This is a genomic window from Serratia marcescens (genome assembly GCF_001902635.1).
GTDB classification, from domain to species: Bacteria; Pseudomonadota; Gammaproteobacteria; order Enterobacterales; family Enterobacteriaceae; genus Serratia; species Serratia marcescens_F.
The window spans coordinates 23,544-49,645 of sequence record NZ_MJAO01000021.1; the positions used below are offsets into that span (position 1 = coordinate 23,544).

23 protein-coding genes and 6 tRNA genes are annotated in these 26,102 nt (G+C 59.4%); 2 read left to right on the forward strand and 27 right to left on the reverse strand.

Features of this window, described 5'->3' with window-relative positions:
* Positions 1 to 8: 8 nt before the first annotated feature.
* The 7 genes from mrdA to leuS all read right to left on the reverse strand — a co-directional run bounded on the left by mrdA (position 9) and on the right by leuS (position 7,769).
* Entirely contained in the window at positions 9 to 1,904 is a 1,896-nt protein-coding gene (gene mrdA, locus BHU62_RS19000; RefSeq protein ID WP_073533558.1) for a peptidoglycan DD-transpeptidase MrdA, read from the reverse strand.
* A 38-nt stretch (positions 1,905 to 1,942) separates the two neighbouring features.
* The gene (rlmH, locus tag BHU62_RS19005) at positions 1,943 to 2,413 is read right to left on the reverse strand and encodes a 23S rRNA (pseudouridine(1915)-N(3))-methyltransferase RlmH (protein WP_004940002.1); all 471 of its coding nucleotides are present in this window, start codon (positions 2,411 to 2,413) and stop codon (positions 1,943 to 1,945) included.
* 3 nt (positions 2,414 to 2,416) lie between these two features.
* Positions 2,417 to 2,734, reverse strand: a complete 318-nt coding sequence (gene rsfS, locus BHU62_RS19010; protein WP_016928774.1) for a ribosome silencing factor — start codon at positions 2,732 to 2,734, stop codon at positions 2,417 to 2,419.
* A gap of 194 nt (positions 2,735 to 2,928) precedes the next feature.
* The gene (gene nadD / locus BHU62_RS19015) at positions 2,929 to 3,591 is read right to left on the reverse strand and encodes a nicotinate-nucleotide adenylyltransferase (RefSeq protein WP_073533559.1); all 663 of its coding nucleotides are present in this window, start codon (positions 3,589 to 3,591) and stop codon (positions 2,929 to 2,931) included.
* A complete protein-coding gene (holA, locus tag BHU62_RS19020; protein ID WP_073533560.1) occupies positions 3,581 to 4,615 on the reverse strand; it encodes a DNA polymerase III subunit delta in 1,035 nt (344 codons plus the stop codon). Before holA ends, nadD begins: the two co-directional genes overlap by 11 nt.
* Positions 4,612 to 5,172 (reverse strand): LPS assembly lipoprotein LptE, encoded by a 561-nt coding sequence (lptE, locus tag BHU62_RS19025; RefSeq protein WP_073533563.1) that lies wholly within the window; start codon positions 5,170 to 5,172, stop codon positions 4,612 to 4,614. Before lptE ends, holA begins: the two co-directional genes overlap by 4 nt.
* A 14-nt stretch (positions 5,173 to 5,186) precedes the next feature.
* A complete protein-coding gene (gene leuS / locus BHU62_RS19030) occupies positions 5,187 to 7,769 on the reverse strand; it encodes a leucine--tRNA ligase (RefSeq protein ID WP_073533566.1) in 2,583 nt (860 codons plus the stop codon).
* Between the two features lie 285 nt (positions 7,770 to 8,054).
* Here leuS and BHU62_RS19035 point away from each other — a divergent pair, with 285 nt between their 5' ends.
* On the forward strand, positions 8,055 to 8,537 hold the full coding sequence (locus tag BHU62_RS19035) for a zinc ribbon-containing protein (protein WP_025301844.1): 483 nt from the start codon (positions 8,055 to 8,057) through the stop codon (positions 8,535 to 8,537).
* Between the two features lie 39 nt (positions 8,538 to 8,576).
* On the opposite strand, the gene BHU62_RS19040 is transcribed toward BHU62_RS19035, so the two are convergent.
* The 12 genes from BHU62_RS19040 to miaB form a co-directional block, all read right to left on the reverse strand.
* Positions 8,577 to 9,281, reverse strand: coding sequence for an FMN-dependent NADH-azoreductase (locus BHU62_RS19040; protein WP_073533571.1), 705 nt, complete (start codon positions 9,279 to 9,281; stop codon positions 8,577 to 8,579).
* 148 nt (positions 9,282 to 9,429) lie between these two features.
* Complete coding sequence (rihA, locus tag BHU62_RS19045) at positions 9,430 to 10,362, reverse strand: pyrimidine-specific ribonucleoside hydrolase RihA (protein WP_073533574.1); 933 nt, start codon at positions 10,360 to 10,362, stop codon at positions 9,430 to 9,432.
* A 113-nt stretch (positions 10,363 to 10,475) separates the two neighbouring features.
* Positions 10,476 to 11,201 carry an amino acid ABC transporter ATP-binding protein gene (locus BHU62_RS19050; protein ID WP_073533577.1) on the reverse strand — a complete coding sequence of 242 codons (726 nt, stop codon included), beginning with the start codon at positions 11,199 to 11,201 and terminating at the stop codon, positions 10,476 to 10,478.
* The gene (gene gltK, locus BHU62_RS19055; RefSeq protein WP_015376945.1) at positions 11,201 to 11,875 is read right to left on the reverse strand and encodes a glutamate/aspartate ABC transporter permease GltK; all 675 of its coding nucleotides are present in this window, start codon (positions 11,873 to 11,875) and stop codon (positions 11,201 to 11,203) included. Before gltK ends, BHU62_RS19050 begins: the two co-directional genes overlap by 1 nt.
* Positions 11,875 to 12,615: an amino acid ABC transporter permease gene (locus BHU62_RS19060; protein ID WP_073533579.1), complete on the reverse strand. Its 741-nt coding sequence runs from the start codon at positions 12,613 to 12,615 to the stop codon at positions 11,875 to 11,877. Before BHU62_RS19060 ends, gltK begins: the two co-directional genes overlap by 1 nt.
* 335 nt (positions 12,616 to 12,950) lie before the next feature.
* A complete protein-coding gene (locus BHU62_RS19065; RefSeq protein WP_073533581.1) occupies positions 12,951 to 13,847 on the reverse strand; it encodes an amino acid ABC transporter substrate-binding protein in 897 nt (298 codons plus the stop codon).
* 389 nt (positions 13,848 to 14,236) lie between these two features.
* The gene (gene lnt / locus BHU62_RS19070) at positions 14,237 to 15,766 is read right to left on the reverse strand and encodes an apolipoprotein N-acyltransferase (protein WP_073533583.1); all 1,530 of its coding nucleotides are present in this window, start codon (positions 15,764 to 15,766) and stop codon (positions 14,237 to 14,239) included.
* Positions 15,767 to 15,773: 7 nt separating this feature from the next.
* Entirely contained in the window at positions 15,774 to 16,652 is an 879-nt protein-coding gene (gene corC / locus BHU62_RS19075) for a CNNM family magnesium/cobalt transport protein CorC (protein ID WP_073533585.1), read from the reverse strand.
* 85 nt (positions 16,653 to 16,737) lie between these two features.
* Positions 16,738 to 17,211 carry an rRNA maturation RNase YbeY gene (ybeY, locus tag BHU62_RS19080; RefSeq protein ID WP_073533588.1) on the reverse strand — a complete coding sequence of 158 codons (474 nt, stop codon included), beginning with the start codon at positions 17,209 to 17,211 and terminating at the stop codon, positions 16,738 to 16,740.
* The gene (locus BHU62_RS19085) at positions 17,208 to 18,263 is read right to left on the reverse strand and encodes a PhoH family protein (protein WP_073533591.1); all 1,056 of its coding nucleotides are present in this window, start codon (positions 18,261 to 18,263) and stop codon (positions 17,208 to 17,210) included. The genes ybeY and BHU62_RS19085 overlap by 4 nt, the downstream gene beginning before the upstream one ends.
* A gap of 237 nt (positions 18,264 to 18,500) precedes the next feature.
* Complete coding sequence (locus tag BHU62_RS19090; protein WP_073533594.1) at positions 18,501 to 18,836, reverse strand: zinc ribbon domain-containing protein YjdM; 336 nt, start codon at positions 18,834 to 18,836, stop codon at positions 18,501 to 18,503.
* 119 nt (positions 18,837 to 18,955) lie between these two features.
* A complete protein-coding gene (gene miaB / locus BHU62_RS19095) occupies positions 18,956 to 20,380 on the reverse strand; it encodes a tRNA (N6-isopentenyl adenosine(37)-C2)-methylthiotransferase MiaB (RefSeq protein ID WP_073533597.1) in 1,425 nt (474 codons plus the stop codon).
* A 197-nt stretch (positions 20,381 to 20,577) separates the two neighbouring features.
* Here miaB and ubiF point away from each other — a divergent pair, with 197 nt between their 5' ends.
* A complete protein-coding gene (gene ubiF, locus BHU62_RS19100) occupies positions 20,578 to 21,759 on the forward strand; it encodes a 3-demethoxyubiquinol 3-hydroxylase (protein ID WP_073533600.1) in 1,182 nt (393 codons plus the stop codon).
* Between the two features lie 86 nt (positions 21,760 to 21,845).
* Here ubiF and BHU62_RS19105 read toward each other — a convergent pair.
* The 8 genes from BHU62_RS19105 to BHU62_RS19140 all read right to left on the reverse strand — a co-directional run bounded on the left by BHU62_RS19105 (position 21,846) and on the right by BHU62_RS19140 (position 26,049).
* Positions 21,846 to 21,920, reverse strand: a tRNA-Gln gene (locus BHU62_RS19105).
* A gap of 4 nt (positions 21,921 to 21,924) precedes the next feature.
* A tRNA-Met gene (locus tag BHU62_RS19110) sits at positions 21,925 to 22,001 on the reverse strand.
* A gap of 41 nt (positions 22,002 to 22,042) precedes the next feature.
* A tRNA-Gln gene (locus tag BHU62_RS19115) sits at positions 22,043 to 22,117 on the reverse strand.
* Positions 22,118 to 22,161: 44 nt separating this feature from the next.
* Positions 22,162 to 22,236, reverse strand: a tRNA-Gln gene (locus BHU62_RS19120).
* 30 nt (positions 22,237 to 22,266) lie between these two features.
* Positions 22,267 to 22,351 (reverse strand) — tRNA-Leu (locus BHU62_RS19125).
* A 15-nt stretch (positions 22,352 to 22,366) separates the two neighbouring features.
* A tRNA-Met gene (locus BHU62_RS19130) sits at positions 22,367 to 22,443 on the reverse strand.
* A gap of 218 nt (positions 22,444 to 22,661) precedes the next feature.
* On the reverse strand, positions 22,662 to 24,326 hold the full coding sequence (asnB, locus tag BHU62_RS19135; protein ID WP_073533603.1) for an asparagine synthase B: 1,665 nt from the start codon (positions 24,324 to 24,326) through the stop codon (positions 22,662 to 22,664).
* A gap of 283 nt (positions 24,327 to 24,609) precedes the next feature.
* Positions 24,610 to 26,049, reverse strand: a complete 1,440-nt coding sequence (locus tag BHU62_RS19140) for a carbohydrate-binding protein (protein ID WP_073533606.1) — start codon at positions 26,047 to 26,049, stop codon at positions 24,610 to 24,612.
* Positions 26,050 to 26,102 lie beyond the last annotated feature (53 nt).

Below are 26,102 nucleotides of genomic sequence, written 5' to 3' on the forward strand. Positions count from 1 at the left end.
GTTCTACCTTAGTCACCTTCTACGCCAGGCGGCAGCGGGGCCTCGCTTGGCAATTGCGTATTGTTGTCGCCCAGCAGAATATGGTCGAGGATCTGGCGGGTGATGGTCCCCACCGCCGGACCGGAGCCGCCGTTTTCCAGAATGATGGCGACCGACACCGTCGGGTTGTTGAACGGCGCGAAGGCGGTCATCAGCTTGTGATCGCGCAGGTGCTCCGCCAGTTTGTGGGCGTTGTAGGTTTCGTAGCCGAATACCTGTGCGGTACCCGATTTCGCCGCGGCTTTGTAAGGGGCGTCCGCAAAGTATTTGCGTGCCGTCCCGTTCGGACGGTTGGCCACACCGTACATGCCGTCTTTGGCGATTTCCCAGAAGCCGGAGTGAATATCGCCGATCTGCGTGTCTTCTTCCTGCTTGAACGGCACCAGTGCGCCGTTGACGCGGGTGCTCTGCAGCAGGTGCGGCGTTTTGACGGTGCCGTCGTTGATCAGGGTGTTCAGCGCCTTGGCCATCTGGATCGGCGTGGCGGTCCAGTAACCCTGGCCGATGCCCACCGGAATGGTGTCGCCCTGATACCACGGCTTTTTATAGCGCTTCAGCTTCCATTCGCGCGTCGGCATCAGGCCGGAGCGCTCTTCGGCCAGATCGATGCCGGTGTACTGGCCGTAACCGAATTTGGTCAGCCAGGTCGACAGCCGATCGATCCCCATATCATAGGCGACCTGATAGAAATAGGTATCTGCGGACTCTTCCAGCGCCTTGGTGACGTTCAGCCGGCCGTGGCCCCATTTTTTCCAGTCGCGGAAGCGTTTTTCCGAGCCGGGCAGTTGCCACCAGCCAGGATCGAACACCACGGTGTTCTTGGTGATCACCCCGGCGCTGAGCGCAGACACCGCGATATAAGGCTTCACCGTCGACGCGGGCGGGTAAACCCCCTGCGTGGCGCGGTTGATCAGTGGGCGATTCGGATCGTTCAGCAGCCCCTGATAGTCCTTGCTGGAAATGCCGTCCACGAACAGGTTCGGATCGTAGCTCGGGTTGGACACCATCGCCAGAATGGCGCCGGTACGCGGATCGCTCACCACCACCGCGGCGCGGCTGCCGACCAGCAGCTGTTCGATATAGCGCTGCAGGTTGAGATCGAGGGTCAGGTAAACGTCCTGACCGGCGGAAGGCGGCTGCTCGTGCAACTGGCGGATCACCCGGCCGCGGTTGTTGACCTCAACCTCTTCATAACCGGTTTTACCGTGCAGCGTGTCCTCGTAGTAACGTTCGATGCCCAGCTTGCCGATATCGTGAGTGGCGGCGTAGTTGGCCAGCTTGCCGTCTTTATCCAGGCGCTCGACGTCGCGGTCGTTGATCTTCGACACGTAGCCGGTGACGTGGGTGAGGGCGGAGCCATAAGGGTAGTAGCGGCGCTGGTAGCCTTTCACTTCCACACCGGGGAAGCGGAACTGATTGACCGCAAAGCGGGCGACCTGTACCTCGGTCAGCGCGGTTTTCACCGGAATGGAGACGAAACGGCGCGAACGCTTGCGCTCTTTTTCGAAATTGACGATGTCGTCGTCGGTCAGATCGACCACCGGGCGCAGCGCCTGCAGCGTGGCTTTGAGATCGTCGATCTTCTCCGGCATCAGCTCCAGCTGATAAATGGTGCGGTTGAGCGCCAGCGGGGTGCCGTTGCGATCGTAGATGATGCCGCGGCTGGGCGCGATGGGCACCAGCTTGATGCGGTTTTCGTTGGAGCGGGTGCGGTAATCCTCGACGCGGACCACTTGCAGATTATACAGGTTGGCGATCAGGATGCCGGACAGCACCAGGATGACCAAGAACGCCACCAGGGCGCGGCGTACAAACAGGGCGGATTCAGCCGTATAGTCGCGAAAAGGGTTACGTTCTATTTTCATCCCGCTGCTTTATTTCACTCTGTCACGGTCACCACCGGCTATTCCCGGTGGTAAGGATGATTTGTTGTAATGCTCCAGGCGCGGTAGAGGCTTTCGGCCACCAGGACGCGCACCAAAGGATGCGGCAGCGTCAACGGAGAAAGTGACCAGCTCTGCTCGGCAGCGGCTTTACAGGCAGGCGCCAACCCTTCCGGGCCGCCGATCAGCAAACTGACGTTGCGGCCATCCTGCTTCCAGCGCTCAAGCTGTTGCGCCAGCTGCGGCGTTTCCCACGGCGTGCCGGGGATATCCAGCGTAACGATGCGGTTGCCTTTGCCTACCGCCGCCAGCATTTGCTCGCCTTCCTTGTCCAGAATGCGCTTGATGTCGGCGTTTTTGCCGCGTTTGCCCGCCGGGATCTCGGTCAGCTCAAACGGCATGTCTTTGGGAAAGCGGTGCAGGTAATCCATAAAACCGGTTTGCACCCAGTCTGGCATTTTGGTGCCGACCGCCACCAATTGCAGTTTCACCGCTTAGCTCCAGAGTTTTTCCAGCTCGTACAGACGACGGCTTTCTTCCTGCATCACGTGCACGATCACTTCGCCCAGATCGACCACGATCCAGTCGGAGGCTTCCTGGCCTTTCATGCCGTACAGTTCCATACCCGCGGCGCGGGATTCTTGCACTACGTGGCTGGCGATCGACATCACGTGGCGAGTCGAGGTGCCGGTGCAGATGATCATGCAATCGGTGATGCTGGATTTGCCCTGTACATCCAGAGCGATAATGTCTTGGCCTTTCAGGTCATCGATTTTATCGATGACGAAATCTTGGAGCGCTTTACCTTGCAAAGGTTCCCCCTCGGGTGTGTTCTGTTCAGTCGGCTGCGGCGGGCAAAATGCGCGCGCCGCGGCATAACCGGATAATGGTTTCGGCAGGCTGCCGCTGAAAGCCAGCTAACTGGTGACTGCCCGGCCAGCTAAGGTTTCCGGGGTTTTCAGCGGATACCTGAAAAATAGCGGCGCAGTATATCACGCACCTTTCGCTAGCGATATAAACCCTGCAACTCGATATAGCGCTGCACCGGCCGCGGCAGCAGATCGTCGCAGTTGAGGCCCTGATGGCGGCGCTGACGGATCTCGGTGGCGGAAATCTCCAGCTCCGGCGTATCGGCCAGATAGAGATGGCCGTGCGGGCGGCGGCTGAGCAGCGCCGGATCGGTGGTGCGATGGCGTTCCAGCCACTGCTGCAGCTCCGGCGTGTCCATGCGATCGTTGTAGCCGGGGCGCGCCAGCACCAGCAGATGGCAGACATCCAGCAGCGCCTGCCAACGATGCCATTTATGCAGCGTCAGCAGCGAGTCCTGGCCAATAATAAACGCCAGCGGCTGTGCGGCGCCACGCTCTTTACGAATCGTTTCCAACGTCTCGATCGTATAGGAAGGGGTGGTGCGATGCAGTTCGCGATCGTCGACCGCAAACAGCGGATTGTCGGCGATCGCCAATTCGACCATCTTCAACCGTTGCTGCGCATTGGCTTCCGGTTGCGGACGGTGCGGCGGTACGTGGTTGGGCAGCAGGGTGACGCGATTCAGGCCCACTTCGGCGGCCAGCGCCTCGACAGGCCGCAGGTGGCCGTAGTGGATCGGGTCAAAGGTGCCGCCGAATAGCGCATGCAAGACGGCGGGGTGTTCCGGATTAGTGGGCATCGGTAAAACTCGTGGCCAGAGGTTTGCCGCACAGCAGCATCGACAGGGTTTCCAGTTCCGGCCAGACCGACTGGCCATAGTCCTGCTTGAGAGTCAGCTCAATGTGCGTCAGCAATTGCACCGTCTGCCGCAGCTGGGCGCCGGACAGGCGTTGCAGCGCCTGGGTCACTAACGGGCGGCGGTTTTGCCAGACCTTGTGCTGGTCGAACAGCGTGCGCAGTGGCGCGGAAGCCATGTGGCGTTGCAGTGTCAGCAACAGCAGCAGTTCGCGCTGCAGGGTGCGCAACAAGATCACGGGCTCCACGTCTTCCTGCTGCAGCTGTTGCAGGATATGCCAGGCGCGCTTGCTCTTGCCGGCCAGCAGGGCGTCCAGCCAGTGGAACGGCGTGAAGTGGGCGGCGTCGTTCACCGCCTGTTCGACGCGCGGCAGGGTGAGCTTGCCGTCCGGGTGCAGCAGCGACAGCCGCTCCAATGCCTGGGACAGCGCCAGCAGGTTGCCTTCGTAGCAGTAGCACAGCAGCTGGTTGGCGGCGTCGTCCAGCTCCAGCTTCATCGCCTTGGCGCGCGCGGCGACCCAGCGCGGCAGCTGCGCCTGTTCCGGCGTTTGGCAACTGACGAGGGCGCCGTGCGGGCTGAGGGCCTTGAACCAGGCGCTGTTTTCCTGCGCTTTGGTGAGGCGCGGGCCACGCAGGATCAGCAGGATATCGTCATGCAACAGCGTGGCGAGCTTGGCCAGCTGTTCGCCGATCGGCGCCGTCGGGCCGTTTTCCGGGAAGATCAGCAGCAGCGTCTGGCGGCTGGCGAACAGGCTCATCGCTTGGCAGATGCCGAAGATGGCGTCCCAGTCGGTATGGGCGTCGAGGCTGATGCTGTAGTGCTCGCTGAACTGCTGCTGTTGCGCGGCCTGCCGCAGCAGATCCTGGCTCTCCTGCAGCAGCAGCGGCTCGTTGCCGCTCAATAAATAACAAGCGCGCAGCCCCTCACGGAGCTGCGCGGCAAGTTGTTCCGGGTAAATGCGGATCATTGTGCGGTTTGGCTTGCCGCTCGTTCGCCGGCGGCAGCGGCTTTCTGCCGGTTTTCTTCTTCCGCCGCATGCACGCTCAGCAGTTTGCGCACCAGCTGTTGCGCCGCCTGCTCACGCATTTCCTGGCGGATGATCTCCTGTTCGGAGTCCTTGGCCAGTGCGGTCAACGGGTTGTCGAAGAAGGAACGGAACACTTTCACCGACAGCGGGTACAGATCGTGGCCCGGGAGCAGTACCTGCGCCTGCACGGTCAGCACCAGCTGGTACTCGGCGGTTTTACCGTCCTGGAAGATCGACGCGGTATCCTGGCTTTCCATCGAGCCGAGAATGCGCAGGGAAGGCACGTCTTTACGCTTCGGATCGCTGACGATGGTCACGTCGTTCAGACGCAGCTGCTCACGCACCGCGCGCGTCAGCGGGCCGTATGGATCGGCGCTGTCCAGGATCAGTGTTTTCATTTCATTAGGCACCTGCGTGGTGCCACGCAGGTGAAAACCGCAGCCGGCGGTGACCAGCACCGCCAACCCCAGCAACAGCGTCAGAATACGTTGTCGCACAACTCCTCCTTGTGTTAACCCACAACCAGGTTAAGCAGTTTGCCCGGAACGTAGATCACTTTGCGAATCGTGACGCCGTCCAGATATTTAGCCACCAGATGCTCTTCGGCAGCGCGTGCGCGCACCTGCTCTTCGGTCGCATCGGCAGATACGGTGATTTTAGCGCGAACCTTGCCGTTCACCTGCACCACCACCAGCTTGGAGTCTTCGACCATCGCCTGCTCGTCGGCAACCGGCCATGGCGCGGTGTCCACGTCGCCTTCGCCGCTCAGTGCCTGCCACAGCGTGAAGCACACGTGCGGGGTGAACGGATACAGCATGCGAACCACGGCCAGCAGCGCTTCCTGCAGCAGCGCGCGATCCTGCTCGCTCTCCTGCGGCGCGCGGGCCAGCTTGTTCATCAGCTCCATCACGGCGGCAATCGCGGTGTTGAAGGTCTGACGGCGGCCGACATCGTCGGTCACCTTGGCGATGGTTTTGTGCAGATCGCGGCGCAGCGCTTTCTGCTCTTCGTTCAGCGCCGCCACATCCAGCGGCTGTACCGCGCCTTTTTCCACGTGATCGTAGGCCAGTTTCCACACGCGTTTCAGGAAGCGGTTAGCCCCTTCCACGCCGGATTCCTGCCACTCCAGCGTCATTTCCGCCGGTGAAGCGAACATCATGAACAGACGCACGGTGTCCGCGCCGTATTTTTCCACCATCTCCTGAGGATCGATGCCGTTGTTTTTCGACTTCGACATTTTGCTCATGCCAGCATAGACCAGTTCGCGGCCTTGCGGATCGGTGGCTTTGATGATGCGGCCCTTGTCGTCACGCTCGACGGTGGCGTCAACCGGTGACACCCAGACGCGCTCGCCGCTGTTGCCGGTATAGTAGAAGGCGTCGGCCAGCACCATACCCTGACACAGCAGGCGTTTGGCCGGCTCGTCGGAATCCACCAGGCCTGCATCGCGCATCAGCTTGTGGAAGAAGCGGAAGTACATCAGGTGCATGATGGCGTGTTCGATGCCGCCGATATATTGATCGACCGGCAGCCAGTAGTTGGCGGCGGCCGGATCCAGCATGCCTTGGTCATACTGCGGGCAGGTGTAGCGCGCGTAGTACCAGGAAGACTCCATAAAGGTGTCGAAGGTGTCGGTTTCGCGCAGCGCCGGCTGGCCGTTGACGGTGGTCTTCGCCCACTCAGGATCGGCCTTGATCGGGCTGGTGATGCCGTCCATGACCACGTCTTCCGGCAGGATCACCGGCAGCTGGTCTTCCGGCGTCGGCATGACGGTGCCGTCTTCCAGCGTCACCATCGGGATTGGCGCGCCCCAATAACGCTGGCGGGAAACGCCCCAGTCGCGCAGACGGTAGTTGACCTTACGTTGGCCCACGCCCTTGGCGACCAGTTTGTCGGCGATGGCGTTGAAGCCCGCTTCATTGTCCAGACCGTCGAACTCGCCGGAGTTGAACAGCGCGCCCTTGTCGGTCATCGCTTCGGCGCTCACGTCAGGCTGGCTGCCGTCGAGATTCAGGATCACCGGCTTGATCGGCAAATCGTATTTGGTGGCGAATTCCCAGTCGCGCTGGTCGTGCGCCGGTACCGCCATCACGGCGCCGGTGCCGTATTCCATCAGCACGAAGTTGGCGACCCACACCGGCAGCTTCTCGCCGCTCAGTGGATGGACAACGAACAGGCCGGTCGGCATGCCTTTCTTCTCCATCGTCGCCATTTCGGCTTCGGCAACTTTGGTGTTGCGGCATTCGTCGATGAAGTCGGTCAGCGCCGGGTTGTTACGCGCGCCCTGTTGTGCCAGCGGGTGGCCCGCGGCGACCGCCACGTAGGTGGCGCCCATGAAGGTGTCGGGACGGGTGGTGTAAACCGTCAGCTGCTCTTCGCTTTCCGCCACGTCGAAGGTGATTTCCACGCCTTCGGAACGGCCAATCCAGTTGCGCTGCATGGTCTTCACCTGCTCTGGCCAGCTTTCAAGCGTGTCCAGATCGTTCAGCAGCTGATCGGCGTAGGCGGTGATTTTGATGAACCACTGCGGGATCTCTTTACGCTCGACCTTGGAGTCGCAGCGCCAGCAGCAGCCGTCGATCACCTGTTCGTTGGCCAGCACGGTCAGATCGTGCGGGCACCAGTTCACCGCCGAGGTCTTCTTGTAGACCAGGCCTTTTTCATACAGCTTGGTGAAGAACCACTGCTCCCAACGGTAGTATTCCGGCTGGCAGGTGGCGATTTCGCGATCCCAGTCGTAGCCGAAGCCCAGCAGTTTCAGCTGGTTCTTCATGTATTCGATGTTGTCGTAGGTCCACGGGGCCGGTGCGGTGTTGTTTTTCACCGCCGCGCCTTCCGCCGGCAGGCCGAACGCATCCCAGCCGATCGGCTGCAGTACGTTTTTGCCCAGCATGCGCTGATAGCGCGAGATCACGTCGCCGATAGTGTAGTTACGAACGTGGCCCATGTGCAGTCGGCCGGACGGGTAAGGCAGCATGGATAGGCAGTAGTACTTTTCCTTGCTGGCGTCTTCGGTAACTTTGAAAGTTTGCTTCTCTTGCCAGTGAAGCTGTACGTTCGATTCTATGTCTTCTGGACGGTATTGCTCTTGCATGGCGGCCGGTGGTCCTGTAGGTGTAAACCGTTGCCCCGGTCAGAGGCAACGCAATGAACATTTAGTATTCGTAGATCCGCATAGCATAGCTGATAAGACCTCCCGGCAACAACTCCAAGCGCCTGACTCGGCGCATTTAAAAAAAACGCCGCCATGACGCGGCTCACAACCTGCGGATCCCGCGTCTTGCCAAGTGACATCAGTCATTTACGGCTAAAATAAGAACAAGTAGCTTAGGGGTATCCCTACAGCCAAGTCCGGCGCAGCGTTTATCGAGGAGAGTCTATGAACAAGGTTGCTCAGTATTACCGCGAATTGGTGGCATCGCTGACCGAACGCCTGAAAAACGGTGAACGCGATATCGACGAACTGGTGGCCAGCGCGGAGCGGCGGTTGAACGAGGCCGAGGATCTGACCCGTGACGAGGTGCGGCAGGTGACGCAGGCAGTGCGGCGCGATCTGGAAGAGTTCGCTCGCAGCTATCAGGAGAGCCGGGACGAGTTTACCGACAGCGTATTTATGCGGGTGATCAAAGAGAGCCTGTGGCAGGAGCTGGCGGATATCACCGACAAAACCCAGTTGGAGTGGCGCGAGGTGTTCAAGGATGTCAGCCACCACGGTGTTTACCACAGTGGCGAAGTGGTGGGGTTGGGCAATCTGGTATGCGAGCAGTGTCACTATCACCTGGCGTTCTACACGCCGGAAGTGTTGCCGCTCTGCCCGAAATGCGGTCACGACCAGTTCCAGCGTCGGCCGTTTGAACCTTGATGACGTCCCCCGCCGCGGCGGGGGCGCTAAGGCTTCCGATTAACGGAACAGTTTCTTCAGCAGGTTGCTCAGGAAACCGCCGCTGACGGTTTCAGGGGCGATTTCCGCTTGCGCCGGTGCGCTGGCCGGTACGGCGACGCCGGCCGGGATTTTCTGCGCCACCGCGATGCGGCTGTCCTGAGCGGCTTTTTCCGCTGCTTCGGGGCCGTAGGCGAAGCCTTCCGCCAGCACGAATTCAACGTCGGTGATGCCGATAAAGCCCAGGAACAGCTTCACGTACGGCGTGATCAGATCTGTTGGCGTGTCGGCGTGGATGCCGCCGCGGCTGGAGATGACGATCGCTTTCTTGCCCGTCACCAGCCCTTCGGCACCGGCGGAGGTATAGCGGAACGTTTGGCCGGCGCGGGCGATCAGATCGAAATAGATCTTCAGCTGCGTCGGGATGTTGAAGTTGTACATTGGGGCGCTGATGATCAGCGTATCGTGCGACTTCAGTTCGGCAATCAGCTCATCGGACAGCGCCAGGGTGCTTTGCTGGTGCGGCGTCAGCGGTTTGTCACCGGCGGTAAAACCGGCCATCACTTCGCCATCCAGCTCCGGCAGGGTCGGGTTGGCCAAATCGCGCACGGTGAACGTGTCTTCAGGGTGAGTTTCACGCCATTGTTCAACAAAAAAATCGACTAATTTTCCAGACTGGGAGTATTCACCCAGAATGCTTGATTTCAGGACCAGTACGCGGCTCATTGGCTTATCTCCAGGCGAATTCTAATCGGTTACGATGTCAGTCGGTGTAAACGCATGGTAGAGGCAAGCAATGAACAGTGATAGCGCAAAAATTCGCTGAGTTAAATCAAAAAAGTTGAATGAGGGGCGCGAATGCGCCCCGATGGGATCAATAACGCGCCACGCGCTCGGCCAGCAGATCGATAAAGCCCTCGCGGTTGATGCCGGTCAGCACTTCCACGTTGGCCGCTTTACCGGTTTGCTGGAAATAGTCCACCACCGTCATGCCGACGGTGTATTCCCCTTTGGTTTCCACACCCACCCAGCGTTCTACGCCGGTAAACAGCTGCGGCGCCAGCAGCCAGGCGATGGTGCAGGGATCGTGCATCGCCGCACCGGGCAGGCCGCGCGGATGGCTGAGATACAGCGGCAGGTAAAAGTCGAGCATCTCCGCCACCGCCTGCGCGACCGGGTTGCCGATCTGACGAATGCGCTCGATATCCTGCGGCAGTACCAGCGCCTGATGGGTGACGTTCAACCCGGCCATGGTCAGCGGCACGCCGGATTTCAGCACCATCTCGGCGGCTTCGGGATCGACGAAGATGTTGAACTCCGCCACCGGTGTGGTATTGCCGGCGTTCATGCCACCGCCCATAAACACGATGCGTTCAATACGGCTTTTCAGCTCGGCGTGCTGCGCCAACAGCAGGGCGATGTTGGTCATCGGGCCGGTCACCACCAGGGTCATCGGCTGCGGGCTGGCGCGCAGCAGATCGGCGATCAGCTCAACCGCGCCGCGGGGATCGGGTGTGATGGTCGGCGTCGGCAGGTGGGTGTTGCCCATGCCGGTTTTGCCGTGGACATAGTCGGCGATCACCAGTTCGCGCATCAGCGGGCCGCCGGCGCCGGCGGCGACCGGAATGTCCTCGCGCTGCATCAGGGTTAACAGGCCCAGCGCGTTATGCAGGGTTTTCTCCGGCGTCTGGTTGCCGGCGGAGGTGGTGATGGCTTTGACGTCCAGCTCCGGCGAACGCAGCGCCATAGCCAGCGCGATGGCGTCGTCGAGGCCGGGATCGCAATCGATGATAATAGGGCGGGGCATGTTCTTTCTCCTCTGTTTGTTATCCCGCGAGCATCGGATCAAAACCGGGGAGAAACAAGCGCTTTTAGTGCCGGGAGAGAAGATGCGCCCCTGGCGGGGCGCATAGAGAGCGTTTAGTGCAGGATCTTGGCCAGGAAGTCCTTGGCGCGATCGGATTCGGGGTTGTTGAAGAAATCGTCTTTGTTGCGGTCTTCGACGATTTTGCCTTCGTCCATAAAGATCACCCGGTTTGCCACCTTGCGGGCGAAGCCCATTTCGTGGGTGACGACCATCATGGTCATGCCTTCGTTCGCCAGCTCGACCATCACGTCCAGCACTTCGTTGATCATTTCCGGATCGAGCGCCGAGGTCGGTTCGTCGAACAGCATGGCGATCGGATCCATGCACAGCGCGCGTGCGATGGCCACGCGCTGCTGCTGGCCGCCGGACAACTGACCGGGGAACTTGTTGGCGTGGGCGCTCAGGCCGACGCGCTCCAGCAGTTTCAGGCCCTTCTCGCGTGAGGCGGTCTTATCGCGTTTGAGCACTTTTACCTGCGCCAGCGTCAGGTTGTCGATGATCGACAGGTGCGGAAACAGCTCAAAGTGTTGGAACACCATGCCGACCTTGGCGCGCAGCTGCGCCAGGTTGGTTTTTTTGTCGTTGACCTGCGTGCCGTTCACCAGGATCTCGCCCTGCTGGATCGGCTCCAGGCCGTTGACGGTTTTGATCAGGGTGGACTTGCCGGAACCTGAAGGACCGCAGACGACGACCACCTCGCCTTTTTTCACTTCGGTGGTGCAATCGGTCAACACCTGAAAGTGACCGTACCACTTAGAAACATTTTTCAGGGATATCATCAAACAGTCCTTTTCTTCAAATAGCTTACCAGCGCCGAGGCGGCGAGGCTGATAACAAAATAGACAAAGCCGGCGAACAGGATCATTTCAACCTGGGTGCCGTCGCGTTCGCCGATGGTCGACGCGGTGCGGAAGAAGTCGGCCAGGCTCAGTACGTAAACCAGCGACGTATCCTGGAACAGCACGATGCCTTGGGTCAGCAGCAGCGGCACCATGGCGCGGAACGCCTGCGGCAGGATCACCAGCCGCATGGATTGCCAATGGGTCATGCCCAGCGCCAGCGCGGCGGAGGACTGGCCGCGCGAGATGCTGATGATGCCGGCGCGGATAATTTCCGAGTAATAAGCCGCTTCAAACAGGGAAAAGGCTACCATAGCCGAGATCAGGCGAATATCGGTTTTCGGCGACAGCCCTAGAACCTGTTGTAATAAGCTTGGAACCACCAGATAGAACCACAGCAGCACCATCACCAGCGGCACCGAGCGGAACAGGTTGACATACAGGGTGGCGAACCAACTGATTGGCTTGAACGGCGACAGGCGCATCACCGCCAGCACGGTGCCCCACAGGATGCCGACCACGATGGCGGTCACGGTGATCTTCAGCGTGATCGCCATGCCCTGCAGCAGATAAGGGAAGCTTGGGACGATCGACGCCCAGTCAAATTCGTACATTATTTACTCCCCAGGTTGCCGGGCAACTGCACTTTCTTTTCGACCAGACGCATAAACAGCATGATAACGGCGTTGATGCCGATATAAGCCAGCGTAATGGCGGTAAAGGATTCGTAGGCGTGTGCGGAGTAATCCAACAGCTTGCCGGCCTGTGCGGCCATGTCCACCAGCCCAATGGTCGAGGCGATGGCGGAGTTTTTGACCAGGTTGAGCATTTCCGAGGTCATCGGCGGCACGATCACCCGGTAGGCGTTCGGCAGCAGCACGTAGCGGTAGGTTTGCGGCAGCGTCAGGCCCATCGCCAGCCCGGCGGCTTTCTGGCCGCGTGGCAGGGACTGAATGGCGGCGCGTACCTGCTCGCAAACGCGGGCGGCGGTAAACAGCCCCAGACAGAGCATGGAGGAGACGAAGAACTGCACGTTGGGATCCAGCTCGCTTTTGAACCAGGTGCCGATATTGGTCGGTAGCAGTTCGGGGATCACCAGATACCAGGTAAAGAATTGCACGATCAGCGGCACGTTGCGAAACAGTTCGACGTAACAGGTGCCGAGGGCGGAAAGAAAGCGGTTGGGCACGGTACGCAAGATACCGAACAGCGAACCGACGAAGAAAGCGATAATCCATGCACAGACGGAGAGGGCCACCGTGACCTGAAAGCCGGACCAGATCCAGCCGAGGTAAGTGGTGTTCCCAAACGGGGCCTGCTGCAGGAAGATACCCCAGTTCCAATCTATTGACATAACAAACTCCGGTAAACGGGCGCAGGGCGCCGAAGATTGATGACCTGATGAGCGCCGATCGCCGCGCGGCCAGTCTGGCTGGCTTGTTGTGTGCGGATGTCGGCGATGCGCCTTGGGGAAAATGAGGGAGGGGAACGGCCCCCCTCATACCTGTCTGTCCCAGTCATCAACTGGGCCGGTTTAGCCTGTGGCCACCTCGGCCTTTGTTCTATACCCACCATCTTTCAAGCTGCGGCGTTGTTGGTTGCACGCTTACCCCAGTCACTTACTTGAGTAAGCTCCTGGGGACTCCTGCGTTTGCCGCCTGGCTGCAACTCGAAAGCTATAGGGTAAATTTAGTTCAACGCTTTGTCGTTAGGCTCTTTGAACAGCTGTTTCATGTCGTCCGACAGCTCGAAGTTCATGTTGAGGTTTTTCGGTGGAATTGGCTGCTTGAACCATTTATCAAACCATTTGGCCGCTTCACCGGAGGTTTGCGCCTGGACGATAGTGTCATCGACCAGTTTTTTGAACTCAGGATCGTCTTTACGCAGCATGCAGCCGTAGGCTTCTTTCGACTGCGGTGTGCCGATGATTTCCCACTGATCCGGCTTCTTGGCCTTGGCGCGCTCGCCCGCCAGCAGGGCGTCGTCCATCATGAAGGCCACCGCGCGGCCGCTTTCCAGGGTGCGGAAGGAGTCGCCGTGGTCTTTGGCGCTGATGATGCGCATGTTCATCTTGTCGCTGTCGTTCAGCTTGTTCAGCAACACTTCGGAGGTGGTGCCGGAGGTGACCACCACCGGTTTGCCTGCCAGGTCTTTAAAGTCTTTGATGTCGGAGCCTTTCTTCACCAGCAGGCGGGTGCCGACCACGAAAATGGTGTCGGAGAAGGCGGCCTGTTTCTGGCGCTCGAGGTTATTGGTGGTGGAGCCGCACTCGAAGTCATAGGTGCCGTTTTGCAGCAGCGGAATGCGGTTCTGCGAGGTAATCGGCAGCATTTTCACCTGCAGATTCGGTGCATTAAGTTTTTTCTTAATAGCTTCAACGATTTGATTGGAGTAGTCCTGAGAGTAGCCCACAACTTTTTGTTGGTTGTCGTAGTAGGAAAAGGGCACTGACGATTCGCGGTGGCCAACAACGATCACGCCGTTGTCTTTGATTTTCTTCAGCGTACCGGTCAGGTCTTCCGCGTGCGCCACGTTACCCGCCATACCGAGCAGCAGTAACGATAACGCCAATTTACGCATTTGCATGGTCCAACTCCTTTGCTGTTGTTGTGGCTCTGACTAAAGAGCGTCAGGTTAAATCGACGATTTATTGCTCAAATTATAAAGATAGTCTTAGAACGGATCGCCGTTAAAAAATAACCGATTGTGAATACCTTGAAACTAAAATGTTTCATTTTTTGAGACGCCGCGCGCACCAAATCAATGCAACAAAACTGCGACGCACTCACGTGGTGCGCTTAATGCACCCAAAATGTGCGCGAGTGCGACAAAACGTCAGCAAAAGTAAACCGGTGTGCGATGTCATGAGAGATAAAGCAAAGAGTGTGCCAGCCGCGTTGATTTAACGGTGCTTTCTGACCGGAGGGCGTTGAAGGGGAAAGCGGGGCGCGGCGGGCGCGCCCCGGCGGAGAGGACTATTTGCGGCGCAGACCCAGCATTAGCGCCCAGCCGCCTAACAGCAGGGTGATCACCCACAGCGGCGTGGCGCCGAAGCGCGCGTAAGGCGTGACGCCGGTGGTCGGCGTGACTTTCACTTCGAGTACCCGGCGGGTGAACTGCGGGATTTCGGCGATTACGTCGCCGTTTGCGTCCACCGCGGCGGTCACGCCGTTATTGGTGCTGCGCAGCAGCGGCCGGCCAAGCTCCAGCGCCCGCATGCGCGCCATCTGGAAGTGCTGCCACGGGCCGATGGAGTGGCCGAACCAGGCGTCGTTGGAGATGGTCAGCAGGAAGTTGGTGTCCGGGCGGAAGTTATCGCGCACCTGCTGGCCCAGCACGATTTCGTAACAGATGGCCGCCGTCAGGTTGTAGCCGCGCACACTGAGCTGCGGCTGCACGTAGTCGCCGCGGCTGAAGGAGGACATCGGCAGATCGAAGAACGGCGCCAGCGGCCGCAGCAGCGTCTCCAGCGGCACGAACTCGCCGAACGGCACCAGGTGGTGCTTGTTGTAGCGATCTTTGGCCGGGTAGCTGTACGGCGTCGGTTCGCCGAGCACGATGGCACTGTTGTAGATCTGCTGGCCCTGCGGCGTGGCGCGTACGTCGACGATGCCGGTGATCAGGCTGCTGTTCTTCGCCCGCATCAAATCGTCCATCATGGTCAGGAAGCCGTTCTGGTTGGCCTCATAATCCGGGATGGCGGACTCCGGCCAGATGACGATCGGCGCCTTGCCCACGTACGGGCGGGTTTCGTCCAGATAGGTTTGCAGCGTGCTGACCAGCGCTTTCGGATCCCATTTCATCGACTGGGCGATGTTGCCTTGCACCATGGCGACGTTTACCGCTTTCTCCGGCTGCGGGGTAAACCAATGCAGCTGGCGCAGCGGCCAAGGTAACAGCAGCAGCGCGGCGGCGATCACCGCAGCCGAGAGGCGGCGCTGATTGACGGCGTACACCAGCAGGCCGGCGATGGCCATCAACACGAAGGTGATGGCGTCGACGCCCAGCAGCGGCGCGATGCCCTTCAGCGGGCCGTTGATCTGGCTGTAGCCGAACTGCAGCCACGGGAAGCCGGTCAGCACCCAGCCGCGCAGGAACTCGGTTACCTGCCACAGCGCCGGCGCGGCGATCGCCAGCCGCCACCAACGGGTGGAGGGCCACAGGCGCGTCAGCAGCCCGGCGAACAGCCCGGTATAGAGCGACAGGTAAGCGGCGAGCAGCACCACCAGGAAGACGTTGACGGCGAACGGCATGCCGCCGAAGTCGGCGATGCTGACATACACCCAGTTGATGCCGCTGCCGAACAGCCCCAAGCCCCAGACAAAGCCGAGCAGGGCGGACTGTTTGACGGTGCGGTTGAGGGTAACGGCCAGCAGGCCGAACAGGGAGACGATGGCCGCGGGCCAGAAGTCGTAGGGAGAGAACGCCAGCGTCCCGCCGGCACCTGACAACAGCGCCAGCAGGGCGCGAACCCGCTGGCGTTCAAGGAATGAGGCTTTAGCCATGTTGGATTTAGTCTTCCAGTTTCGGTGGTGGAGAATCGTCCGGAATTTTTACATGAACCTGGATAATACGTCGACTGTCGGCCATGGCAACTTTAAATAGGTAACCTTCGATTTCAATGGTTTCCCCGCGCGCCGGCAGATGACCGAAGGCCTGCATCACCAAGCCGCCGATGGTGTCGACCTCGTCGTCGCTGAAATGGGTGCCGAAGGCTTCGTTAAAGTCTTCGATCGGCGCCAGTGCGCGCACGGTGTACATGTGGCGGCTGAGCTGGCGGATATCCATATCGTCTTCGTCGTCGTATTCGTCTTCGATCTCGCCGACGATCAGTTCCAGAATGTCTTCGATGGTGACCAACCCGGATACGCCGCCGAATTCGTCAATGACAATCGCCATGTGATAGCGCTGCGAACGGAACTCTTTCAGCATCCGGTCGACGCGCTTGCTTTCCGGCACCACTACCGCGGTGCGCAGCACCTTGTCGATGCTGAAAGGCTCGGAGTCTGCGCGCATGAACGGCAGCAGATCCTTGGCCATCAGGATGCCTTCGATGTGATCTTTGTCTTCGCTGATCACCGGGAAGCGCGAGTGGGCGGAGTCGATAATCACGTCCAGGCACTCTTCCAGCGTCTGGTTGCGCTTGAGCGTCACCATCTGGGAGCGGGGGATCATGATGTCGCGCACGCGCTGTTCGGCGATATCCATCACGCCTTCCAGCATGTCGCGGGTATCGGGATCGATCAGGTCATTTTGTTCGGAATCACGGATCAGCTCGACCAGATCGCCACGGTTTTTTGGCTCGCCGTGGAACAGCTGGTTAAGGATAAGAGTAAAGAACCCCTTCTTGGGACTGGGGCTGTCATTGCTTTGTGAATGGTCGTCGCTCATGGCGTTTTCGTTACTGTCACTCATGTCAGAGTTAAGGGGCGTCAGCGACAGCCCCTTGTGGGGGCTGTGGGGTAAACGGCTGACGTCAGACGGGGTCTTTTTCCGCCAGGTACGGATCGGGATAACCCAGTCCGTGCATGATTTCGGTTTCCAAAGACTCCATTTCTTCGGCTTCATCGTCTTCGATGTGGTCATACCCTAGCAGATGAAGACTGCCGTGGACAACCATATGCGCCCAGTGGGCCTCCAGCGCTTTACCTTGCTCAATCGCTTCCTGTTCAACTACCTGGCGGCAGATGATCAGATCGCCGAGCAGCGGCAGCTCGATGCCCGGCGGGGCTTCGAACGGGAAAGAGAGCACGTTGGTCGGCTTGTCTTTGCCGCGGTAGGTCAGGTTCAGCTCGTGGCTCTCCGCTTCGTCCACCAGGCGCACGGTGACCTCGGCCTCTTCCTGAAATTGCGGCAGCACGCCCTCCAGCCAACGCTGGAAGGTGGCCTCATCCGGCAGACCGTCGCTGTTTTCACAGGCAATCTGCAGGTCCAAAATCACCTGACTCATGGTGTCTCCTGCTCGGAGGCGGCGAGCGCCTCGCGCTTACGTTGTTCGGCAATTGCGTCTTTGCGTTTCTGTTCGGCCGCTTCCCAGGCCTCATAGGCGATGACCACGCGGGCCACCACTGGGTGGCGCACCACGTCTTCACTGTGGAAGAAGTTGAAGCTTAGCTCCTCCACGTCCGACAGCACTTCCACCGCGTGGCGCAGGCCGGATTTCTGGTTGCGCGGCAGGTCGATCTGGGTGACGTCGCCGGTGATGACCGCCTTCGAGTTGAAGCCGATGCGCGTCAGGAACATCTTCATCTGTTCGATGGTGGTGTTCTGGCTCTCATCCAGAATGATAAAGGCGTCGTTCAGCGTGCGGCCGCGCATATAGGCCAGCGGCGCGACTTCGATCACGTTGCGTTCGATCAGCTTCTCTACGCGCTCGAAGCCCAGCATTTCGAACAGGGCGTCGTACAGCGGGCGCAGATAAGGATCGACCTTCTGGCTCAGATCGCCCGGCAGGAAGCCCAGCTTTTCGCCGGCTTCGACCGCGGGACGGGTCAGCAGAATGCGGCGAATTTCCTGGCGCTCCAGCGCATCCACCGCGGCGGCGACCGCCAGGTAGGTTTTGCCGGTGCCGGCCGGGCCGATGCCGAAGGTGATGTCGTGATCGAGGATGTTGGCGATGTACTGCGCCTGGTTAGGCGTGCGTGGTTTCACCATGCCGCGTTTGGTTTTGATGGTGACCGCTTTGCCGTAATCCGGCACGCTGTCGGCCACCTGTTCCAACACTCGGCTCTCTTTGATCGCCAGATGGATTTGCTCCGGATCGATATCCGGGATCACGCCGCGAATCGGCGCGGTGTCCACGTACAGGTGGCGCAGGATATCGGCGGCGGCAGTGACGCACAGGTTCTTGCCGACCAGCTTGAATCGGTTGTCGCGGCGGTTGATTTCGATCCCCAACCGGCGCTCGAGCTGCTTGATGTTGTCATCAAACGGGCCACACAGGCTGAGCAAGCGCTGATTGTCTGCGGGCTCTAACAAAATTTCTTGTGTTGCGACGTTCAAACTATTCCTCAAGGCTCTTATCGGGCCTGGTTGATGTCACACTGGGCGTTCGGGACGCACGTACTCAGAAAAAGCCTGAATACCCTCTATGTTGAATTATTCATGGTGCGTCGCTGCGGCGCAAGTTTACCGCTGATCTATCTGTGCGCCATCGACGGAATTCAAGGGAAAAGAAGGAAAAAACGCGGCGGGGCGCCTGGCACCCGCCGCGTCATCACAGAACAAGGCCGACGAGGATCAGTTCTTTTTCACGAACTCGGATTTCAGCTTCATCGGGCCGAAACCGTCGATTTTGCAGTCGATGTTGTGATCGCCTTCCACCAGGCGGATGTTTTTCACCTTGGTGCCGATTTTCAGCATCGAGGAACTGCCTTTGACTTTCAGATCCTTGATCACGGTGACCGCGTCGCCGTCCACCAGCAGGTTGCCGTTGGCGTCTTTGACGATCAGCGCGTCCTGGTCTTCCGTCGGTGCGTTGTCGCTCCACTCGTGGGCGCATTCAGGGCAGATGAACAGGGCGTTGTCCTGGTAGGTGTATTCGGAGTTGCACTTCGGGCAGTGTGGGAGTTGCATGTTATGTCGCCTCTTCAACAATAAAAAAATACAAAAGAAAATCACCGGGCGCGGGCGCCCGGCGGAGAAACGGTAAGGATTGGCGCGAGTGGGCGGCGATAACGCGGGCCGCCGCGGCGTCAGGGCTGGTAAATGCCGACGCCCAGCGCGTTTTCTTTGCGGGTACGGGCGATCACCGACTGCGGGGATTCATGTACGCGCAGATCCATCTGCTGTTCGGTGCGCACCACTGCGCCACGCAGGGTATTGGTCAGCACCTCGGTAATTTCCACGTCGACAAACTGGCCGATCATGTCGGGCGTGCCCTCGAAGTTTACCACACGGTTGCACTCTGTGCGCCCGGCCAGCTCCATCACGCTTCTGCGCGAGGTGCCTTCGACCAGAATGCGCTGGACGGTGCCGAGCATGCGGCGGCTGAACTGCAGCGCCTGCTGGTTGATGCGATCCTGCAGAATATACAGCCGCTGTTTTTTCTCTTCTTCGCTGACGTCGTCGACCATGTCCGCCGCCGGGGTGCCTGGGCGCGACGAATAGATGAAGCTGAAGCTGACGTCGAAATTGACGTCGGCGATCAGGTTCATGGTCTGTTCGAAGTCGGCCTGGCTTTCGCCCGGGAAACCGACGATGAAATCGGAGCTGAGCTGAATGGCCGGCCGCGCTTTGCGCAGCTTGCGGATAATCGCCTTGTACTCCAGCGCGGTGTGGGCGCGTTTCATCATGGTCAGGATGCGATCCGAACCGCTCTGCACCGGCAGATGCAGGAAGCTGACCAGCTCCGGCGTGTCTTCGTACACCGCGATGATATCGTCGGTGAACTCGATCGGGTGGCTGGTGGTGAAGCGAATGCGATCGATGCCGTCGATGGCCGCCACCAGGCGCAGCAGTTCGGCGAACGAACAGATCTCGCCGTCATGCGTGGCACCGCGATAAGCGTTGACGTTTTGGCCGAGCAAGTTGACCTCGCGCACGCCTTGCGCCGCCAGCTGGGCGATTTCGAACAGAACGTCGTCGCTCGGGCGGCTCACTTCTTCGCCGCGGGTGTAAGGCACCACGCAGAAGGTGCAGTATTTGTTGCAGCCTTCCATGATCGACACGAACGCGGTCGGGCCTTCGGCGCGCGGTTCCGGCAGGCGGTCGAATTTCTCGATCTCCGGGAAGCTGATGTCGACCACCGGGCTGCGGGTGCCCTGGACATGGTTGATCATTTCCGGCAGGCGGTGCAGGGTCTGCGGGCCGAATACCACGTCGACGCAAGGCGCGCGGCTGCGGATCAGTTCGCCTTCTTGCGAGGCCACGCAACCACCGACGCCGATGATCACCGATGGATTTTTTTCTTTCAGCAAGCGCCAGCGCCCCAGCATGGCGAAAACTTTCTCCTGCGCTTTTTCACGGATCGAGCAGGTGTTCAGCAACAGCACGTCCGCTTCTTCGGCGTTTTCGGTCCACTCGAAGCCATGTGTGCTGTTCAACAGGTCGGCCATTTTCGATGAATCGTACTCATTCATCTGGCAGCCCCAGGTTTTGATATGTAGTTTTTTCGTCATTGACTTGCCATTACTCAGTGCGGAGCGAAAGTTGCGTTACGCGACATGCAGGGCGTGTATTGTAATCATTTGCCGCCGTTGTGACCAGCGCGGGGGAAAATGGCATGCGACCTGAAGCCGAAGCGAAAATCCGGTACACTGCGCAAAACGCCATGCCGGGTGGGATGGCGAGTATTCACACAGAAAACATAGCCAATATGAAGACATCTCAAAATCGGTATGACGCGGTGGTGGTGGGCGGCGGCATGGTCGGCGCGGCGGCGGCCCTGGGGCTGGCGCAGGCGGGCTGGTCGGTGGCGTTGCTGGAACATCAGGCACCGCAGGCGTTCGAGGCGCAGAGCCCGCCGGACCTGCGCATTTCCGCTATCGGCTGCACCTCGGTGGGGCTGCTGAAACAGCTCGGTGCCTGGCAGGCCGTGACGGCGATGCGTACGGCGCCATATCGCCGGCTGGAAACCTGGGAGTGGGCGTCGTCACGCGTGGCGTTCGACGCGGTGTCCCTGGGGTTGCCGGAGCTGGGTTTCATGGTGGAAAACCGTATCCTGCAGCTGGCGCTGTGGCAGCAGTTCGCGCAGTGCGCCAATCTGACGCTGCTGTGCCCCGCCAGGCTGCAATCGCTACAGCGGGCAGACAATGCGTGGCAGCTGACGCTGGACAGCGGCGAAACGCTACAGACGCGCCTGGTTGTCGGCGCCGACGGCGCCAACTCGCAGGTGCGCAAGCTGGCGGCGATCGGCACTAACGGTTGGCAGTATCGTCAGGCATGCATGTTGATTACCGTCGATACCGGCGCACCGCAGCAGGATGTGACCTGGCAGCGCTTCTTCCCGTCCGGGCCGCGCGCCTTCCTGCCGCTGTACGGCAGCTGGGCATCGCTGGTGTGGTATGACAGCCCGCAACGCATTCGCCAACTGCAGGCGATGCCGCCGGCGCAGTTGGAGCGCGAGATCGCTGCCGCCTTCCCGGCGCGTTTGGGCCCGGTCAAGGTGCACGCCGCCGGCTCGTTCCCGCTGACGCGTCGTCATGCGCAGCGTTACGTGCTGCCGGGGTTGGCGCTGGTGGGGGATGCGGCGCATACCATCAACCCGCTGGCCGGGCAGGGCGTCAATCTGGGCTATCGCGATGTGGATGCCCTGCTGAACGTATTGAGCGATGCGCGGGAGCAGGGAGAGGATTGGTGCTGCGAGGCGGTATTGTTGCGCTACCAGCGTCGCCGCCGTACCGACAATCTGCTGATGCAAAGCGGCATGGATCTGTTCTATACCGCCTTCAGCAACAATTTGGCGCCGCTGAACGTTGCGCGCAATTTGGCGTTGATGGCTGCGCAGCGGGCGGGCAAGCTGAAAGAGCATGCGTTGAAATACGCGTTGGGATTGTAACCGGCAGGGCTCAGCTTCGGCTGAGCCGTTATGATTGGCTGAATGCCAGACAGCAAAAAGCCCGCTGAAGCGGGCTTTTCTAAATTTGGCTGGGGTGCCAGGATTCGAACCTGGGTATGCTGGTATCAGAAACCAGAGCCTTACCGCTTGGCGACACCCCAATTATGGTGGCTACGACGGGATTTGAACCTGTGACCCCATCATTATGAGTGATGTGCTCTAACCAGCTGAGCTACGTAGCCGATGTTACTTTTCACTTCTTTGATTTGCAAGCAGTTTGTTATGGCTGGGGTACCTGGATTCGAACCAGGGAATGCCGGTATCAAAAACCGGTGCCTTACCGCTTGGCGATACCCCACCTGCAAACAAATCTTATGTTGAATACCCGTTCCCGAAAGAATATGGCTGGGGTACCTGGATTCGAACCAGGGAATGCCGGTATCAAAAACCGGTGCCTTACCGCTTGGCGATACCCCATCAACATACTGCGCCGACGATGAAGAGAAATGGTGCGGGAGGCGAGACTTGAACTCGCACACCTTGCGGCGCCAGAACCTAAATCTGGTGCGTCTACCAATTTCGCCACTCCCGCAATGCAAAAAAGATATGGTGGCTACGACGGGATTCGAACCTGTGACCCCATCATTATGAGTGATGTGCTCTAACCAGCTGAGCTACGTAGCCATCTTTTTTTGCTTTGCCTTCATCGGCGTTGCGGGGCGCATTATGCGTATATGACCGATTTGCGTCAACAAGTTTTTTCCCGAAAAAGCGCCCGGAAGCGCCGTTTGTCTGGGTTGTGAACATTATGGCGATAAAATCGGCAATTCAGGCAGTTGGCGGGGGGGAAAGGCAACAAAAAGGCGGGCCAAAAGGCCCGCCTTGGGGAAAACGCCGCGCGATTATTTATAGGCGGCCTGGTGCACGCCGACGGCGCGGCCGGAAGGATCGTCCATCTTCTTGAAGGATTCGTCCCATTCGATGGCCTTGGCGGACGAGCAGGCGACGGACGGGCCGCCCGGCACGCATTCGGCGGCGCTCGGCAGCGGGAACAGCTCCTCGAAGATTTCGCGGTACAGGTAGCCTTCTTTGGAAGTCGGCGTGTTGTACGGGAAGCGGAAACGCGCAGTTTCGAGCTGTTGATCGCTAATTTGTTGCGCAGCGACCTCTTTTAGCGTGTCGATCCAGCTGTAGCCGACGCCGTCGGAGAACTGCTCTTTCTGGCGCCAGGCCACGCTGGCCGGCAAATAGGATTCGAAACATTCGCGAACGATGTGTTTTTCCATTTTGCCGTTGCCGCACATTTTATCTTTCGGGTTGATGCGCATCGCCACGTCGAGGAATTTCTTGTCCAGGAACGGCACGCGGGCTTCAACGCCCCAGGCGGACATCGCCTTGTTGGCGCGCGCGCAGTCGAACATATGCAGCGCCAGCAGCTTGCGCACGGTTTCTTCGTGGAATTCGCGGGCGTCCGGCGCCTTATGGAAGTAGAGGTAGCCGCCGAACACTTCGTCCGCGCCTTCGCCGGAGAGCACCATCTTGATGCCCATCGCCTTGATTTTACGTGACATCAAATACATCGGCGTCGAGGCGCGAATGGTGGTGACGTCGTAGGTTTCGATGTGATAAATCACGTCGCGGATGGCGTCCAGGCCTTCCTGCACGGTGAAGTGGATTTCATGGTGCACGGTGCCCAGATGGTTGGCCACCTCCTGCGCGGCGCGCAGATCCGGCGAGCCTTCCAGACCGACGGCGAAGGAGTGCAGCTGCGGCCACCAGGCTTCGCTGCGTTCCTGATCTTCCACGCGGCGCGCGGCGTACTTCTTGGTGATCGCCGAGATGACCGAGGAATCCAGCCCGCCCGACAGCAGCACGCCGTAAGGCACGTCGGACATCAGGTGGCTTTTCACCGACTCTTCCAGCGCGGTGCGCAGGGCGGTGGCATCGGTCACGTTGTCTTTGACGCTGTCGTAATCGAACCAGTCGCGGCGATAGTATTCGCGGATCTCGCCGTCCTGGCTCCACAGATAGCTGCCGGCCGGGAATTCCTTGATGGTGCGGCATACCGGCACCAGCGCTTTCATTTCCGAGGCGACGTACAGGTTGCCGTGCTCGTCGTGGCCCATGTACAGCGGGATGATGCCCAGGTGATCGCGGCCGATCAGGTAGGCGTCTTTTTCGGTGTCATACAGGGCGAAGGCGAACATGCCTTGCAGATCGTCGAGGAAATCCGGGCCTTTCTCCTGATACAGCGCCAGGATCACTTCACAGTCGGAGCCGGTCTGGAACGCGTAGCGGTCGCTCAGCCGTTGGCGCAGCGCCTGGTGGTTGTAAATTTCGCCGTTGACCGCCAGAACGTGGGTGTGCGCAGCGTTGTACAGCGGTTGAGCACCGTTGTTGACATCGACGATCGACAGGCGTTCATGGGCCAAAATGGCGTTGTCGCTGGCATAAACGCCGGACCAATCCGGGCCACGATGGCGCATCAGGCGCGACAGCTCCAGCGCTTTCTTGCGCAGTTCAACGGGGTCGGACTTCAGATCGAGCACACCGAAAATAGAACACATACAACTCTCCTAACGGGCTTTTGTGACTGTGATGTTGTTTTTGCTGTTATGGGCAGCATTGCCGATTTATCAGCGATAACGCGGTTTTGCTGCGCTGTGGTTATGAAAATGCGCCTAAAGCTGCAGGAGATGCAAGCATTTTAGCCATTCGCTGAGAAATAGTTGTTTGTGTGGTCGCGATTTTTGAAGAATATTCAGTTATAGACGGGAAAAATTAGCGATTATGCAATTTTTAACGCGATGGGGGGATTGCCGGCCAGTTTGACCGGCAATCGATTAGTGATTAGGCGATGAGTTGCCACAGGGTGAAGGCGGCGTCCGGCGTCCAGGCGGCGTTTGAGGTGTGCGCCTGGATACAGGTGTATTTCTTGCCTTTATAGCTCACTACGTCGCCGGTTTTATAGCTGTGGCTGTTCTGCCACTCGGGCGTACCCGGATCGGGCGGCGTGCCGTCGTTGGCGGTTTTTACCGCCAGCGCGCTGCTCGGCAGCGAAGTATTACCCAGGTTGTCGGTGGCGGTAACGAAGTAGCTGTACTGGGTTGCCGGCGTCAGGCCGCTGTCGGCCAGCGACAGGCCGGCGGTCTGGCCGATCGGGTTGCCGTTGCGGTAAACGGTGTAACCGGCGATCGGCGAGGCACCGGTGGCGGCGGCCCAGCTCAGTTTCAGCGAGGTGGCGCCCAGCTCGGAAACCGTCAACGCCGTCGGTGCATTAGGCTTTCCCGGTGGGGTGACGCCCCCTTGAATCAACGGCGCGTAGCGGGTTTTGAATTCCCAGTTGTAGGCCACACCGGCTTTGCTCTTGCCGTTATCCCAGTTGATTGACCAGGTCATCAGGCCTTTGATCGACAGGTTCTTGGCGTCGAGACGGGAGAATGCGTTATACACCGCCTGTTTGTTGACCACGTAACCGGTGGCGGCGGCATCGTTGTTGGTCGGCAGGCCGATGACGAATTTTGACGCCGGGATCTTTGCGTAACCGCGGGTGCCGGTCACCAGGCTTTCCGTCAGGTAGTAGAGGAAGTCCTCTTTCATGGCGTCGTTATTCTGCGTGATCCAGGCGTTAAGTTCGTCCACCCAAATACCGTCGCCACCCTGGTTATAATATTGCGGTGCGATAAAGTCGTAATAACCTTCGAGGGCATTGATATAATCCAGGTAGGTACCGTTGGTGCGTAAATAAGGGAATTCCGGCGCCATGCTGATAATAAAGTTTTTCCCCTGTGCGGCGTAATAATCTTTCACTTTTTTCAGCGCCGCGGGCAACACGGTTTTATTATTGGCTGCGCCGATCGCCGCCTGCTCCAGATCGATATCCAGACCGTCGAAGCCATACACTTCCACCAGACGAATAATTTCGTCTTTCAGCTTGTCTTCGTCGCCGGTTTTCAGTTCGATATGGGCGTCTGCGCCGCCGAGGGAGATCAGCACTGCGCGGCCCTGGCTGTTCAGCACGCCCACCTGGCGGCGAAACTCGGCGTCGGACAGATTATAAGGCTTGAAGGTCGGAATGCCCTGGCCTTTCATAAAGGCGACGGCCACCACGTTGTACTCGGCAGGAATGTCAGTCAGATTCATATTGACGAATTGGCCTTGCTGATAGCCGTCGCTGGCGCCGGCGGCCCAGTTGTGCCAGAAGCCCATCAGGATTTTTTTGTTAGCAATACTTGGCATGGTGGCCGCATCGTCGGCGGTGAGGGCATTATTAATGTTTTGGGTGCTCATGGTAGCCTCGTTAATTAAGGTAAGGGTTTTCCGCTCGCCGGCAATATCAGCTA